Here is a 14,814-nt window from a genome sequence, read left to right on the forward strand (position 1 = left end):
CGGTGCCCGTGGCGCCCACTTCATTTCGCACAACGCGGCCCCGGAAACGATACGCGAGGACAGGCAATGAAATTTGTGCTTGCGAGCTGGGGCAGCCGCGGCGATGTGGAGCCCTGCGCCGCCGTCGGCCGTGAGCTGCTGCGCCGGGGACACGACGTGCACATGGCAGTCCCACCCGACATGGTTGGTTTCGTCGAGTCGGCTGGGCTTACGGCGGTCGCTTATGGACTGGATACCGAGGCTTGCGTGGAAGCGTTGCGCAACTTCTGGGCATGCCTATTCGACGGCTTCTGGAGGGTCCGAAACCTGATCACGTTGTGGCGCCAAGCTCGGGATCTGGCTATGCGGTGTCGGAGCGAGCTGAGCACGACGCTGACGTCTCTGGCGGACGGGGCCGACATGCTGTTCACCGGCCTGGTTTTCGAGCAGCCCGCGGCCAATGTCGCGGAATATTACGACATTCCGTTGACCACTCTGCATTACTTTCCGGCGCGCGCTAACGGCCAGCTCGTTCCGATCCTGCCGCCGCGGTTGATCCGCTCCGGAACGACGGTGTTCGAGTGGCTCGTCTGGCGCATGATGAAGAAGGCCGATTGCGCGGAACGCCGGAAACTGGGCTTACCGAAGGCAACAGGCCCGGCGCCGCAGCGGATCGCCGAACGCGAATCCCTGGAAATTCAGGCCTACGACGAGGTTTGCTTCCCCGGGTTGGCAGCCGAATGGGCGAAGTGGGATGGGCGACGTCCTTTTGTCGGTGCGCTGACGATGGAGCTGATGACGGATGCCGACGATGCCGTCGCTTCGTGGATTGCCGCAGGCACACCGCCGATTTGCTTCAGTTTTGGCAGCATGCCGGCCTGCTCCGCCCTCGAATCACTCGCCGACACGGTGGGCATGATCAGCGCGGCCTGCGAGCAGTTGGGCGAGCGGGCGTTGGTTTGCTCCGGCTGGGCTGATTCCAGCAACCTCCCACATTTCGACCACGTCAAGGTGGTGGGAGCGGTGAATTTCGCGACGACCTTTCCCAGCTGCCGTGCGGCTGTCCACCACGGCGGTGCGGGCACCACGGCAGCAGGCCTACGCGCGGGAATCCCCACGCTAATCCTCTGGACGCTGCCCGATCAGCCGATGTGGGGCGCTCAGCTCAAACGACTGAAGGTGGGTAGCGCCCGGCGCTTTTCGGCAACTACCGTCGCCTCGCTGGTCGCCGACCTGCGCCAGATCCTGGCCCCCGAATACGTCGACCGAGCCCGCGAGTTCGCCAGTCACATGACTAAACCCGCCGAGAGCGTTGGCCGCGCCGCCGACCTCGTCGAAAACTTCGCACACTCGAGGCGTGTTGGCTCATACTGACCCACTGTCCGATAAACCCGACAGTCGACTGGTCGCCAGAGAAATGAGACCTTCCCGAAAGGAATGGGACCTATAGTCCTCGCTGACATAGGAGTGAGATGACGAATCGATACATCCTCACGGCCGCTGGGATCGTGTTGGCCGCCGATCTGTCCGGCTGTTCCGGCAAGGACAACCATGCGGCACCGACCGCGAGTTCGACTCCCGCTGCGGTAACCACCACCGTCATGATCGACGGGAACAAGCACACCATGACCGCGCGGGTTGAATGCAGCAGTTCGGCGGCGCAACCGAACGCGTCCCCGCCGGAATCGGGGGACCTCACCACCCGTATCGCCGTGCACGATGATACGGCTTCGGTGTCACTGGCCGTTTCCGACGAGAACCCGCCCATGGTCGACGGATTCGCGCTTTCGCTCACGCTGGCCACCGGCCAGTACCAACTCCCCTATCAGGCCACCAAGTCCGCAACTCAGGTCCAGGCGACCAAGCAGGGCAAGGGCTACACGATCACCGGGACCGGCGAGGCGTCGACCCCGGGCCAAAGCGGAACGCGTCCGGTGACTTTCGGGGTGCACGTCACCTGCCCGTGACCGCGGCGCAGCGGAAGGCCGTCGTCATCTTCCGCACGCGAAGTGGTTGTCTACCGCGACCGCCTCTGCGATGCTGGCAGCTTGGACATCTTCGCGGAGTGGCAGAGCGGCGGCACGCAACTGCGTTGGCGGTCAACGACCGCCGCCAACGATGGGCACGAGGTCGCGGTGTTCAGCCGACGCTGCGGCACACCGGACGCGCCCGCACTGGTGCTCGTGCACGGCTTCCCGACGTCGAGCATCGACTTCTCCGCGTTGGTGAACGACCTGGGCTCGGAGTTCGACATCTACCTGCTGGACTTCCCCGGCTGCGGCCTGTCGGACAAACCGGCTGAGCCGTACGTCTATTCGCTCTACGACGACGCGCGTCTGCTCGTGTACGCGATCACCCAGGTGTGGAACCTGACCGCCTACCGCATGCTCACCCATGACCGCGGCAGCAGCGTCGGCATGATTGCGGTGGAGATGCTGGCGGCCCTCGATCCGCCGGCCGTGCCGATCGACCTCATCGTGACGAACGCCAACATCTACCTGCCGTTGTCCAACCTCACCGGCTTCCAGACCGCGCTGCTCGATCCCGCGACCGGGCGGGCCACCGCGGCGGCGACGACGCCGGAGACGCTGGCCGCCGGCCTGGGCGCCAGTACTTTCATGCCGCGGCGAACGCTGGATGACCCGGAGATCGCCGCGTTGGCGAAGTGCTTCGCCTACAACGACGGAATCCGGGTACTGCCCGACACCATTCAATACCTCCACGAGCGCGCCGCAGACGAAACCGGTTGGCTGGAAGCGCTTTCCAAGAGCACGATCAACGCCACCTTGGTGTGGGGGTTGCACGACAACGTCGCACCGCTGCGCGTCCCCAACCATGTCTGGCAGACGTACCTGAAGCCCAAGCCCGGCCGCAACCGCTACTGGGTGGTGCCCGGCGCCGATCACTACCTGCAATGCGACGCCCCCGGTCAGCTGGCCGAGATCGTTCGTCTCACCGCCCAGGGCGGTGACATCCCGCTGCAGACCCTCGGCAACCGGCCCGACGGCGCGGTGTTGGTCGACCAAAGCGCCTCTTAGCGTTGCCCCTCCCGCCGAGTGTGCGGCCAGCCGCACACCCGCCCCAGTGTGCGGCCAGCCGCACACTCGAGCCAGAAAGAAGCCGGTCAGCCCGTGACGGCGGGCAGGCGCGCCCAGCCGCGCACGCTTGCGGTGTGCGCCCGCGGCGCGTTGGTGTGGTCGACCTACCCCTCACGATTCCATAGCACGCGTTCGCCACTTAGTCTGCCCGAGTGACGTTTAACCCACTCGAGGAAGTCGCGCTGCCACAGCTCCGGCTGCGCACCAGCATGAAGTGGCGCGCGTACCCGGACGACGTGCTGCCGCTGTGGGTTGCCGAGATGGACGTCAACCTCGCCCCGACGGTGGCCGACGCCCTGCGCCGGGCCATCGACATCGGTGACACCGGATACCCGTGCGGCACCGTATTCGCCGAAGCGGTCAGTGAATTCGCCTCGCATCGTTGGCAATGGCACGACCTGGAGGTCAGCCGCACGGCGATCGTCCCGGACGTCATGCTCGGCGCCGTCGAGGTGCTGCGCCTGGTCACCGACCGGGGCGACGCGGTAATCGTCAACCCGCCGGTGTATGCGCCGTTCTACGCGTTCGTGTCGCACGACGGGCGCCGGATCATCGAGGCGCCGCTGGATGCTGGAGGCCGAATCGATCCCGCCGCTTTGGCGGAAGCCTTCGCGCGCGCCCGCGCGGGAGGTGGGAAGGCCGCGTACCTGCTGTGCAATCCGCACAACCCCACCGGGACGGTGCACACGGCCGAGGAACTCGGCACCGTCGCCGAGCTGGCCCGCCGGTTCGGTGTCCGGGTGGTGTCGGACGAGATTCATGCGCCCGTCGTCTTGCCCGGCGCGCGGTTCACCCCGTTCCTGACGGTGCCCGGCGCGGAGAACGCCTTCGCCCTGACGTCGGCCTCCAAGGCCTGGAACCTGTCCGGCCTCAAGGCGGCGCTGGCCGTCGCCGGACGGGAGGCGGTCGCGGACCTGCACCAGATGCCCGAGGAGGTCAGCCACGGGCCGAGCCACTTCGGCGTCATCGCCCACGCCGAAGCGTTCCGAACCGCCGGCGATTGGCTCGACGCACTGCTGCGCGGCCTGGACGAAAACCGGACGCTGCTCGGTGACCTGGTCGCCGAGCATCTGCCGGGGGTGAAATATCAATGGCCGCAAGGGACTTATCTCGCTTGGCTGGATTGCCGAGAGCTCGGATTTGCCGAAGAGGCCGTCACGGGCCTTGCGGTGGTTGCCGACTTGTCCGGGCCTGCCCGGTGGTTCCTCGACCACGCTCGGGTGGCGCTCAGTTCCGGTCACGTCTTCGGAACCGGCGGCGCCGGCCATGTCAGGTTGAACTTCGCGACCTCGCGGTCCATCCTCACCGAGGCCGTGTCGCGGATGGGCGGGGCTCTCGTCGACGCCCACTAGGCGGGAATCCAGCCCAGTAAATCTCCCACTAGACGAACTCACGTTGTCGCGAGAGGCTAGCAGAGGCGCCCGCCCACCGGAGGAGCTGAATATGCATGTGCTACGAACCCCGGACTCCCGATTCGAAAACCTGGAGGGCTACCCGTTCGTAGCGAACTACGTTGACGTCGCCGCAAGCGACACCCGGCCGCTGCGCATGCACTTTCTGGACGAGGGTCCTGACGACGGGGCGCCGATCGTGCTGCTGCACGGGGAGCCCACCTGGAGCTACCTGTACCGGACGATGATTCAGCCGCTGGCCGACGCCGGGAACCGCGTGCTCGCGCCCGACCTGATCGGCTTCGGCCGCTCCGACAAGCCCGGCCGGATCGAGGACTACACCTATCAGCGGCACGTCGAATGGGTGACGTCGTGGTTCGAGCGGCTGAACCTCAAGGACGTGACGCTGTTCGTGCAGGACTGGGGATCGCTGATCGGGTTGCGCATCGCCGCCGAACAAGGTGACCGCATCGCACGGCTCGTGGTGGCCAACGGCTTCCTGCCTACCGCCGACCGACGCACCCCGCCCGCCTTCTACGCCTGGCGCGCGTTCGCGCGCTACTCCCCAGTGCTGCCCGCGGGCCGCATCGTGTCGGCGGGGACCGTGCGCCGCGTTTCCGCGCGGGTCCGGGCGGGCTATGACGCGCCGTTTCCCGACAAGACCTATCAGGCCGGTGCGCGGGCCTTTCCGCAGTTGGTGCCGACCTCACCGGGCGATCCGGCGATCCCCGCCAACAGGGCCGCGTGGAAGGCACTGGGCCAATGGGAGAAACCCTGCCTGGCCATCTTCGGGGCCCGCGACCCGATCCTCGGCCACGCCGACCGTCCCCTGCTCAAGCACATTCCCGGCGCCGCGGGCCAGCCACACGCCCGCATCAATGCCAGTCACTTCATCCAGGAAGACTCCGGACCCGAACTGGCCGAACGCATTCTGTCCTGGCAGCAAGCGCTGCGCTGATCGACACCGGCTTGCGGCTCACTCGTAGTCCTTGCGCCAACGTCGATTTCGACGAAGGAACTCGAAATCCCTTGCCGCCCAAAGATAGACGGGCGGGCTGAGCTAGCGCGTGACGGCCAATACCGCTTCCGCCAACTCGGGCCGGCAGACCACCAAATCCGGCAATTTGGGATCCGAACGGTTGTAGGCGAGGGCGGAGCCGTCGATGCGGGAGGTGTGCAGGCCGGCCGCTCGGGCCACGGCCACCGGCGCGGCCGAGTCCCATTCGAATTGGCCGCCGGCGTGCACGTACACGTCGGACAACCCCTGGACGAGCGAAGCAACCTTGGCCCCGGCCGAGCCCATTTCCACCAGCACCCCGTCCAGGGCATCGCGGACGGTCAACGCAATGGCCGGCGGCCGGGTGCGCGACACCACGATGCGCGGCTTGCCCGGCGCGGCGGGCGGCGAGTCGACCTCGGGGGTGGCCAGGGTGATCTCCTGCGCCGGCAGCGCCACCGCGCCGGCGACCAGCTCTCCGGCCTCCCACAGCGCGACGTGCACCGCCCAGTCATCGCGGCCGAGCTCGGAGAATTCCCGTGTCCCGTCCAGCGGATCCACGATCCACACCCGCTCCGAACGCAGCCGGACCGGATTGTCGACACCCTCCTCGGACAGCACCGCGTCGTCGGGCCGCTCGTCGGCGAGCGCCGCCATCAGGAAATCGTGGGATCGCTTGTCCCCCGCAGCTTTCCGCTCGCTCGCTGCCGCGTCTGCGAACTCTTCTCGGACCGTGAGCAACAGCCGCCCTGCTTCGGTGGCCAACCGCGCGGCCAGTTCGTGGTCATCCGTCAGCTGCAGGGCCATCACAATCCTTAAGTTGGCAGTGTTGACCAACTTTACCCTGCCATCGCGGGCCCGCCGGGCAGCCCCCCTCGAGGAACGATCCGGCCGTAATCTGTTGATCGTGAGCGGGGGCAACGTTCCTTTTTTGAGTCGGTTGGGACGCATTCCACGGGGGCGTCTGATCGTGATCGGTATCGTCTCTGCGCTTGCGCTGGGCAGCATCCTGGCCTTTGGGGCGCTGAGACTGAGCCAGGGTGACCAGGGTGCCAAGCCTCCCACCGCCCAGCCGGCACCACCGCAGATCTTCGCGATCCCGGGCTGTTACAACCTGTCGGTTCCGCCCGTCGAGCGGCCGAAGCGGCTGAACGTGCTGGGCTGTGCGAGCGTCGCCGTTGCGCTGCAAGACATGTCGTGGAGTTCGTGGGGTCCGCACGGCGCCGACGGCACCGGCACGGCCGTCTTCAAGGTCTGCGACCCGAATTGTGCGGCCGGGTATCAGCTCACCGAGCCGGTAATCGTCCACGCGTGGAACCCGCAGCCGCCGCGGCGCGAGGCCATCTGCCAGGTCGGTTTGAACATCTTCGCCGACATGATCCTGGCCTTTCCCAAGGGTGTTCCCCCGCCGACCGTGCAGAAGATGAACGCCGAGTACAACGGGCAGCCGGCGGTGCACTTCGCCAACTACTCGAGCGGCGACACGCGCGGCACCCAATTCATCGGCTACACGTATTGCAATTAGCGCTCGCGATCGCCCCTAGACCTCGATCACCACGGCGCCGCCCTGGCCACCGCCCGCGCACATGGCCGCGACGCCGATGCCGCCGCCGCGGCGGGCCAGCTCGTAGACCAGTGTGGTGACCATGCGCGCACCCGAGGCCGCGATGGGGTGGCCGAGGCTGCAGCCACTACCGGAGAAGTTCACCTTCCCCTCGTCGATGCCGTACTCGCGGCACGCCGCGATCGGCACCGACGCGAACGCTTCGTTGATCTCCCACAGCGCGACGTCGTCGACCGACAGACCTGCCCGCTGTAGGACTTTGCCGATGACCTTGACGGCCCCCAGCCCGGTGTCCCGGGGGGCGACACCCGCGGCGGCCCACGCCCGGACGGTGCCCATGACGTTGAGGTTCTCGGCGGCGGCGTAGTCGCGGTCGACGAGGGCCACGGCCGCGGCCGCGTCGTTGGTGCCGCTGCTGTTGCCCGCCGTAATCGAGAAACCCTCGATCTCCGGGTGCAGCACCTTGAGCCCTGCGAGCTTCTCCACGGTGGTGTCCCGGCGAGGGTGCTCGTCGACGGAGAACTCGGTGACCGAACCGTCGAACTGGGTGACCTTCAGCGGAATTATCTCGTCGACGAACTTGCCCGCGTCCATGGCCGCGATGGCGCGCTGATGTGACCGGGCCGCCCACGCGTCCATCTCCTCGCGCGTGATCCCGACCGCCTGCGCGGTGTTCCAGCCCACCGTGATCGACATGTCCTTGGCGGGCGCGTCTGGGCTCTCGACGTGCGTCGGGGGCATCCAGCGTTCCTCGAACTTGAGCTCAGGGCCCGGGATCCGCCAGTTGGTCAGCGGCGTCATAGACAGCGACTGCACGCCGCCGGCGATGAGCACGCGTTCCATCCCGGAGCCGATCTGGGCCGCGGCGTTGCCGATGGCGGTCAGGCTGCCCGCGCAGTGCCGGTTCACCGACTGGCCGGGAATGTCCTCCATGCCGGTCGCGGTGGCGGCGTACCTCGCCAAATCCCCGCCACCGTAGTGCGATTCGGCGAAGATGATGTCGTCGATGGCGGACGGGTCGACGCCGGACCTGCGCACCACCTCCGGAAGTACCGTGGTGATCAGCGTCTCGGGGGGTGTGTTGACGAGCGTGCCCTTGAAGGACCGGCCGATCGCCGTCCGAACCGCTCCGACAATGACGGGTATAGCCATGCTCTCAACCTCGAACGGTCTGGCTGCGGTCGGCAGCGCGGGTGTCAGCAGATGACGCGAATCGTAACAGATACCGTATGGCCAATAGTAACTAGCCTAAGTTCACCTTGAGCAGGTTCCTGGAGGACCGCAACGTCCGCGGCATCATCCGCTACACCGATGCCGTCCGCGCGTGACAGGACACAATGGGCCGATGACAACCAGACCAGTCGCCGTGCGTGACACCACCGAGCTGACCGCCTACCGCGTCGCGGCGATGCTCCTGGGCGTGGGGACGCTGCACTTCGTGGCGCCCAAACCGTTCGACGCGATCGTTCCCGCCGAGCTGCCCGGAAGCGCCCGCTTCTACACCTACGCGTCGGGAGTGGCCGAGGTGGGCATCGGCGCGGCGTTGCTGCCGCGACGCACCCGGCGACTGGCCGCGCGCGCCGCGGCCGTGTTGTTCGTCGGCGTGTTTCCGGCCAACGTCAACATGTGCCGGTTGTGGTGGAACAAGCCCTGGCCGATGCGGCTGGCCGCCCTGGCCCGACTGCCCCTGCAGATCCCCATGATCACCACCGCTCTCAAGATCAGCCGCAACAGCTGAAGCCCGGTCACATGCCCCGCAGCCGTGAAGGCGCGGGGACTGGTGCCACCCTGTGAACGCCTGTGCCGCAGGACAACTCAGGGACCGACGTCGACCGAGCGGCCCAGGTACGCCATGAGCCGTGCGGTCGGCGTCGAATCGACCGGGGCGGGTTGGGCCGGTCCGAAGCCGCCCGGCCGCCGCAGTAGGTGCTCGGGCACCGACCCCACCAGCCCGCGACACAGCCCCACTAGGTGCGCGGGCAGCTCGATCAGCCGCCCTTGCGAGCGATGGATGTCCCAGGCGTGCATGGCCAGGTCCGACACCGGATAGGTCAGCGCCCGCCGCAGCGGAACCTCACCTTCGGGCGATGTCCGCGGCCCGTCGAGGTCGGCGCCGGGCAGTGCGCCCTCCAGCCGCGTTGCCAGCTCGCGAAGCCGCCGGCCCGGGTCGTCGCATATCCAGTCCGAAGGCTGCGACGGGCGGTTCCACAGCTCGCCGTCTTCGACCAGGGTCACGACTTTCGCGGCGCTGCCGGTGACATGGCCAACCAGCTCGCGCACGCTCCAGCCCTCGAGGTTGGACGGCTGGTCCCACCGCTCCGGGGGAATCTGGTCGACGGCGTCGATGAGCAATCCGATTGCCTCGGTGGCCAGCACGCCGATCCGGGAGTTCGTGTCGTTCATGGCGTGCATCCCCTCGAAACGCCGTGTCGCGTACCGTCCAGAAAGTCTAGGGTCGCATCGCGCGTTACACAGGAGGTCCGCTTGAGCAAGACGGATGTCGCGGCGATCCTCGCGGTCGCGTCCGCCCTGATGGTCGGTATCGGAGACGTCATCCAGCAGCGATCCGCCCAACAGGTCACCGACGAGCCGGTTGGCACCATGGCCTTGTTCCGCCAGCTCCTGCGCGATCGCCAATGGTGGACGGGCAGCCTGGTGGCCGCCGGCGGATTCGGATTGCAGGCCGCGGCGCTGGACCTGGGTTCGGTGGTGCTGGTGCAGGCGCTGTTGGTGACGTCCTTGCTGTTCGCGTTGCTGATCAGCGCACGGGCGAATCACCGGCGAATCACGCCGCGGCAGGCTATTTGGGCCGTATTGCTGGCGGCGGCGGTCGCGGTGGTTGTGACGGTCGGCGACCCCCAGGAGGGGACGCCGCGAGGGTCTGTGCATACCTGGACCATCGTGGTGTTGGTCATGGGTCCGGCGCTGATCCTGTGCGTGATCGGCGCGCGCATGTTCCCCGGCACGGTCGGCGCGCTGCTGCTGGGTCTGATGTCGGGTTCGCTGTGGGGATTGTTTTCGGTGCTGACGAAGGGTGTGGTCGACCAGCTGGACCGCGGCATTCCCGGCCTGCTGCGCCTGCCCGAGATGTACGTGTGGGTGGTGGTGGCCATCGCAGCGACGGCCTGGGAGCAGTCCGCCTTTCGGGCCGGCCCGCTCACCGCGTCGCTTCCGGCCGTCACCGTCGCCGAGCCCGTCGTCGGGTCGGCGCTCGGCGTCACCGTACTCGGTGAGACGCTGCGCACCAACGACATCGGCCTGGTGGCACTGGGCCTGTCGGTCGCGGTGATGGCGGCGGCGACGGTCGCACTGGCCCACAGCCAGGCCGTCGGGGCCAAGCCGGACGACGAAACGCCCTCGGTATCAGGCTGATCGGATGCGCGAGCCGACCCGGTGAGCGGTGCCGTCCGAATCGACGTAGGCGAATTCGCGCAGACCATAGGGAGTGTCCTGCGGTGGAACCAGGCGGCCCGCAAGGTCTTCCAGTGCAGCCCACTCCGCGTAGAGCACATCGGCATCGCTGACGTAGAGGTACACGCTTGCGGCAGTGCGCAACGGGTCGTGCTCGTTCCATTCGGTGAGATGCATGGATACGGATCCGCGGTCGACGAACCCGTAGCGGTCTGGCCCGTCGTACGCGCGCACAGCGAAGCCCAGTCGTCGGTAGCGATCCAGGGCGACGTCGAGATTTCGTACCGGGACGATCGGCGCTACCGAGGTGAAGTGGACTGCGGTCACGCCGCGAACATATCGCTTGTCCCCGAACTCCCTCGCGGCACCCGTCCGCGGGAGTACGCTGCATCGGACCAACTTCTGAATAGGGGGCGCGCTGGGGGTGCGCGAAAAGGCTTGCCTAGGCAGGAAAGGCACTCGACATGCGCCAGCTGACAGCTTCAGTCGCCATCGCCGCCGTCGGACTACTGCTCGCCGGCTGCGGCCACGACGGCGGGGGCGCCGCCTCCTCGTCGTCGTCGACCAGCAGCACCGCGGCTGCTGCCAACACGCCCCTTACCAAGGCCCAGCTGCCCGACCTCATGCTCAGCCCGAACGATATCGACACGGTGCTGGGGGTCACGGGCACGTCCAGCGACCCACCAAAGACCGCGCTGGAAGAAGATGCCGTCAAGCGCAGCGATTACACGCTGCCCGCCGAATGCAAGTACGCCATCCACGCGGCACTGGCACCCGTTTACGCGGACAGCGGTTATACGGCGGTTTACGGCTATCACGACCTCGCACCCACGCCCCCGGGCGCGGATGAGCTGGAAAGCCCTGACGTGTACCAGTTTGTCGTGCTGTTCCCCGCGCCCGACCAAGCGAACGCGTTCTTCACCACCTCGTCCCAGCAATGGCCCGCCTGCGCCAACCGCTTGGACACCGTACCCGCCGACGGCACCCACCCCGAACTGCAGTGGAAGGTCGGACCGATTTCCAACGCCAATGGGGTGCTGAGCACAACCGTCACGCTGACCTTCAGCCGAAACGGCGTGAACCTAACCGTCCCGTGTCAGCGCGCGTTGACCGTCCGCAGCAATGTCGTCGTCGACGTCGACGCGTGCCGCAAGGACGCGGGAGACCTTGGCGTCAACATCGCCAATCAGATCGCCGGGAAGGTCGCCAAGCAGTAGCTGTCACTGCCGTATTCGACGTGCCACCTCGCCGTACCGCTCGAACCGCTCCGGATCGCCCACGGCGTTGTAAAGCACCAGGCGCATGGCCTTTCCGGCATATTTGTCGACCAACGCGTCGGCGAGCCCGTCCCACGTCGACTCGGTCGCGAACACACCGATGTGGTCGTCGCTGATCTGGGCTGCCATGCCCGCCATGTCGCCGGCCTTCTGACGCTCGCGGATCCGGGCAGTCGTGCCCTCGAACCCCGCCTGGTCCCAGATGAATGCGTAGTTGGGGGTGCTGCCGTAGAAGGCCATGCTGGCGCGCACGACTTCTCGTTGCTTGTCGCGCTCCTCGTCGGTGTCACCGACGATCGTCATCACCGGCACGATTACCGCGATGTCGGCCGGGGAACGTCGCGCCTTCGCCGCCCCGTCGGCGACGTTCGGCAACACGTGCCGGGCGATGTAGCCGGGCTCGCCGAGCGGGTGCACGTGCACCCCGTCGGCCACCTCGCCCGCCATCCGCAGCATCCACGGATTGACCGCTGCGATATCGACTTTCGGGTCGGGCGCGTCGATCGGCCCCGGGCTCCATTGCGGGGTGATGAAGTCGAGGTCGTAGAAGTCGCCGTGATGATCGAGCGTCCCGGAGCGGAACGCGGCGAAGCACGCCTTGACCGCGAACAGGTAGTCGCGCAGGCGCGGTCCGGGCCGCTCGAACGCCACGCCGTAGCGGCGGACGACGTGGGTGCGCACCTGCGTGCCCAGACCCAGCCGGAAGTTCCCGCCGGTCGCTTCCTGAAGCTCCCAGGCGGTGGCCGCCGTGACGAAGGGGCTGCGCGGGAAGGCCACCGCCACACCGGTGGACAACTCGAGGCCGGGCGCGGCCTGCGACGCCACGGCGGCGTTGAGATAGGCGGTGCGGCCCGTCTCGGTGAACAACAAACCGGAGAAACCCGCGGCTTGCGTTCGCCGGGCGAGGTCGCCGATCTGGTGTAGCGGCTGCGGGACCGTCATCGCGTCGACGCGCATGAGCGGAGCCTACGTGGACTCGCCTCTTGCTGGGCGACCGCGTCACGGTGTTAGCTCTTTGGTTGTCAGCAACCAAAACCCGATTCCCTAACAGGAGGCTCGCCAACATGCTTCGTGGATGGCTCATCGCTGGAGCAATTGCCGTGGGGATTGCGGGAGCACCCGGGGCCGCCCAGGCCTCCCCATCGACTACGACCTCGCCTTCACCCGCGCCGACGACGGGCGCCAGCGTTTACTACCCGAACTGCAAGGCGGCGTGCGCCGATGGCGTGGCTCCGATCTACCGTGGGCAGCCGGGCTACCGCGCCGGCCTGGATCGCGACGGCGACGGCATCGCGTGCGAAGTATGCCACTGACCTCGGCGCGCTCGACGCCTGCGGTGATCCGGTTGGTCGCCGTCGTGTCGGTGGCCTGTGCCGGCCTCCTGGCTTGCGGCTCGCAGCACACCGCATCGCCGAATGCGTCCAATTCGAGCACGACGAATCCGTCGACGCCGCCCAGCTCGACCGTCCCGTCCAGCGCGTCACCCGCCACCAGCACGCCGGCGTGCGTGGGGCTATCGATATGCCCGCCACCGCCTCCGGACGCCGAGGGCAATCCGGCGTGCTACTACGCGGACGGGTGGCGCGGCGATTCCTCGGGCGCCGGGATCGAGGTGTGGTACTTCCGCGACCCGCAGAGCCCGCCGCACCCGGACAAGGTCACCGCGCTGGTGCGCAAGAAGGACGGCACCACCGAGTCGCAGGACGCCGACATCGCCGGCGACCAACAGGTGCATCGGTTCGGCTTTCCCACCGTCGCGCCGTCCGCGGTTCAAGAGGTGTTGTTCACCAGCGGCAGCGGCCGCTGCTTTGTCGTCGGGCCCTAACCGGATCAGCTTTTTCCGGGGCGGTGGCTCACCGGGGCGGTGAATCCCTGCGTGTCGTCGAAGTTGGCCCACTGGCCGTCGTCGTCGACCTCCATGCGCCAGCCAAGCTCGGTGCTGCCGCCGACCGAATGGATGAACCACGCGTGTGCGGACTCCGCGCTGGCAAAATCCTTCGTCGCAACGACGCGCCCATGTGGGTCGATGACGCGAAACTCGGCCATGGGATGTGGTTATCCCTGCGAGCGGGTTTTCAATCCGCCAATGTCCCATTTGCGCGCCAGGCCGACCGCGGACGCCCTGGCGCCAACGTGGCAAATCCCGGGCTACACGGTGCGGGTCAGCCGGTCGGCGAGCAGCTCGGCGAACCGGGCCGGATCGTCGAGCGCACCCCCTTCGGCGAGAAGCGCTGTGCCGTAAAGCAATTCGGCGGTCTCGGCGAGCGCGGCGAGCGCCGCGTCACCCTCCGCCTTCTTTTGCGCCTCACGCAGGCCCGTCACCAGCGGGTGGTTCGGGTTGAGCTCGAGAATCCGCTTGCCGACCGGGATGTCCTGCCCGGACGCACGGTAGAGCCGCGCGAGCGCCGGGGTGATGCCGAAGGCGTCGGTGATCAGGCAGGCGGGCGAGTCCGTCAGCCGGCTGGAGAGCCGCACTTCCTTGACGTGGTCGCTCAACGTCTCCTTCATCCAGGTCAGCAGGTCGGCGAAGTCCTTCTGTTGCTCCTCGCGCTCGGCCTCGCTCTCTTCGCCTTCGGAGCTCAGGTCCACCTCGCCCTTAGCGACCGACTGCAGCGGCTTTCCGTCGAACTCGGTGACCGTTCCGACCCAGACCTCGTCGACCGGATCGGTGAGCAGCAAGACCTCGTATCCCTTGGCTTTGAAGGCCTCCAGGTGCGGCGACTTCAGGATCTGTTGCCGCGTCTCCCCCGTGGCGAAGAAAATCTGCTCCTGCCCCTCTTTCATGCGCTCCACGTACTCGGCGAGGGTGGTGGCCTCCTCGTCGCTGTGCGTCGAGGCGAATGAAGATATCTGCAACAGGATCGGCAGATCAAGGCCATCCGCCGGCGGCTCACCAAGAAGGTGCTGTCCACCATCAAGGAGCTGCAGTCCGAGCGGCCCGACGACTACCGCGGCTTCTGGACGCAATTCGGCCGAGTCGTCAAAGAGGGGCTGCTGTCTGACTTCGACAACCGCGAGACCCTGTTGCAGATATCTTCATTCGCCTCGACGCACAGCGACGAGGAGGCCACCACCCTCGCCGAGAACGTGGGGATCG

The 14,814-nt window shown here is 67.3% G+C and carries 17 protein-coding genes and 2 pseudogenes; 12 read left to right on the plus strand and 7 right to left on the minus strand.

Translation table 11 applies throughout. The features are described 5' to 3' along the window. Window positions 1-66 precede the first annotated feature (66 nt). From A5695_RS01475 to A5695_RS01495, 5 genes are all read left to right on the plus strand, one after another. Window positions 67-1,353, plus strand: a complete 1,287-nt coding sequence (locus A5695_RS01475) for a glycosyltransferase (protein WP_068077329.1) — start codon at window positions 67-69, stop codon at window positions 1,351-1,353. Window positions 1,354-1,451: 98 nt separating this feature from the next. Then, window positions 1,452-1,946, plus strand: coding sequence for a lipoprotein LpqH (locus A5695_RS01480; RefSeq protein WP_068077331.1), 495 nt, complete (start codon window positions 1,452-1,454; stop codon window positions 1,944-1,946). 81 nt (window positions 1,947-2,027) lie between these two features. Beyond that, complete coding sequence (locus A5695_RS01485) at window positions 2,028-3,017, plus strand: alpha/beta fold hydrolase (protein ID WP_068077370.1); 990 nt, start codon at window positions 2,028-2,030, stop codon at window positions 3,015-3,017. 269 nt (window positions 3,018-3,286) lie between these two features. Beyond that, entirely contained in the window at window positions 3,287-4,429 is a 1,143-nt protein-coding gene (locus A5695_RS01490; protein WP_369830145.1) for a MalY/PatB family protein, read from the plus strand. A gap of 91 nt (window positions 4,430-4,520) precedes the next feature. Further along, the gene (locus A5695_RS01495) at window positions 4,521-5,426 is read left to right on the plus strand and encodes a haloalkane dehalogenase (RefSeq protein WP_068077335.1); all 906 of its coding nucleotides are present in this window, start codon (window positions 4,521-4,523) and stop codon (window positions 5,424-5,426) included. A 102-nt stretch (window positions 5,427-5,528) separates the two neighbouring features. On the opposite strand, the gene A5695_RS01500 is transcribed toward A5695_RS01495, so the two are convergent. Continuing rightward, window positions 5,529-6,272 (minus strand): 3'(2'),5'-bisphosphate nucleotidase CysQ, encoded by a 744-nt coding sequence (locus A5695_RS01500; RefSeq protein WP_068077337.1) that lies wholly within the window; start codon window positions 6,270-6,272, stop codon window positions 5,529-5,531. A 163-nt stretch (window positions 6,273-6,435) separates the two neighbouring features. Here A5695_RS01500 and A5695_RS01505 point away from each other — a divergent pair, with 163 nt between their 5' ends. After that, window positions 6,436-6,990: a hypothetical protein gene (locus A5695_RS01505; RefSeq protein WP_082945783.1), complete on the plus strand. Its 555-nt coding sequence runs from the start codon at window positions 6,436-6,438 to the stop codon at window positions 6,988-6,990. 15 nt (window positions 6,991-7,005) lie between these two features. Here A5695_RS01505 and A5695_RS01510 read toward each other — a convergent pair whose 3' ends face one another. Then, window positions 7,006-8,181 carry a thiolase family protein gene (locus tag A5695_RS01510; RefSeq protein WP_068077339.1) on the minus strand — a complete coding sequence of 392 codons (1,176 nt, stop codon included), beginning with the start codon at window positions 8,179-8,181 and terminating at the stop codon, window positions 7,006-7,008. Window positions 8,182-8,374: 193 nt separating this feature from the next. Here A5695_RS01510 and A5695_RS01515 point away from each other — a divergent pair, with 193 nt between their 5' ends. Then, a complete protein-coding gene (locus A5695_RS01515; protein WP_068077341.1) occupies window positions 8,375-8,767 on the plus strand; it encodes a hypothetical protein in 393 nt (130 codons plus the stop codon). 77 nt (window positions 8,768-8,844) lie between these two features. Here A5695_RS01515 and A5695_RS01520 read toward each other — a convergent pair whose 3' ends face one another. Then, window positions 8,845-9,432, minus strand: coding sequence for a TIGR03086 family metal-binding protein (locus tag A5695_RS01520; RefSeq protein WP_068077374.1), 588 nt, complete (start codon window positions 9,430-9,432; stop codon window positions 8,845-8,847). A gap of 81 nt (window positions 9,433-9,513) precedes the next feature. On the opposite strand from A5695_RS01520, the gene A5695_RS01525 reads away from it, so the two are divergent. Beyond that, window positions 9,514-10,401: a DMT family transporter gene (locus tag A5695_RS01525; protein WP_068077343.1), complete on the plus strand. Its 888-nt coding sequence runs from the start codon at window positions 9,514-9,516 to the stop codon at window positions 10,399-10,401. Here the strand turns inward: A5695_RS01525 and A5695_RS01530 are convergent. Then, window positions 10,393-10,767 carry a VOC family protein gene (locus A5695_RS01530; RefSeq protein ID WP_068077345.1) on the minus strand — a complete coding sequence of 125 codons (375 nt, stop codon included), beginning with the start codon at window positions 10,765-10,767 and terminating at the stop codon, window positions 10,393-10,395. The genes A5695_RS01525 and A5695_RS01530 overlap by 9 nt on opposite strands. Before the next feature lie 137 nt (window positions 10,768-10,904). On the opposite strand from A5695_RS01530, the gene A5695_RS01535 reads away from it, so the two are divergent. Then, a complete protein-coding gene (locus tag A5695_RS01535; protein WP_068077348.1) occupies window positions 10,905-11,657 on the plus strand; it encodes a sensor domain-containing protein in 753 nt (250 codons plus the stop codon). Between the two features lie 3 nt (window positions 11,658-11,660). Here A5695_RS01535 and A5695_RS01540 read toward each other — a convergent pair whose 3' ends face one another. Beyond that, complete coding sequence (locus A5695_RS01540) at window positions 11,661-12,674, minus strand: TIGR03617 family F420-dependent LLM class oxidoreductase (protein WP_068077350.1); 1,014 nt, start codon at window positions 12,672-12,674, stop codon at window positions 11,661-11,663. 107 nt (window positions 12,675-12,781) lie between these two features. Between A5695_RS01540 and A5695_RS30140 the strand changes: the two genes are divergently transcribed. Continuing rightward, the gene (locus tag A5695_RS30140; RefSeq protein WP_082945786.1) at window positions 12,782-13,030 is read left to right on the plus strand and encodes an excalibur calcium-binding domain-containing protein; all 249 of its coding nucleotides are present in this window, start codon (window positions 12,782-12,784) and stop codon (window positions 13,028-13,030) included. Beyond that, window positions 13,021-13,542 carry a hypothetical protein gene (locus tag A5695_RS01545; RefSeq protein ID WP_197515319.1) on the plus strand — a complete coding sequence of 174 codons (522 nt, stop codon included), beginning with the start codon at window positions 13,021-13,023 and terminating at the stop codon, window positions 13,540-13,542. Before A5695_RS30140 ends, A5695_RS01545 begins: the two co-directional genes overlap by 10 nt. A gap of 5 nt (window positions 13,543-13,547) precedes the next feature. On the opposite strand, the gene A5695_RS01550 is transcribed toward A5695_RS01545, so the two are convergent. Both A5695_RS01550 and A5695_RS01555 read right to left on the minus strand, forming a co-directional pair. Then, a complete protein-coding gene (locus tag A5695_RS01550) occupies window positions 13,548-13,763 on the minus strand; it encodes a hypothetical protein (RefSeq protein ID WP_068077351.1) in 216 nt (71 codons plus the stop codon). A 102-nt stretch (window positions 13,764-13,865) separates the two neighbouring features. Next, window positions 13,866-14,576 (minus strand): annotated as a pseudogene (locus tag A5695_RS01555) (molecular chaperone HtpG); the annotation flags it as partial. Between A5695_RS01555 and A5695_RS27065 the strand changes: the two are divergent. Next, window positions 14,568-14,814: pseudogene (locus A5695_RS27065) on the plus strand (molecular chaperone HtpG); the annotation flags it as partial. The pseudogenes A5695_RS01555 and A5695_RS27065 sit on opposite strands and share 9 nt — an antisense overlap.

The organism is Mycobacterium sp. E1747 (assembly GCF_001667775.1).
Lineage (GTDB): Bacteria > Actinomycetota > Actinomycetes > Mycobacteriales > Mycobacteriaceae > Mycobacterium.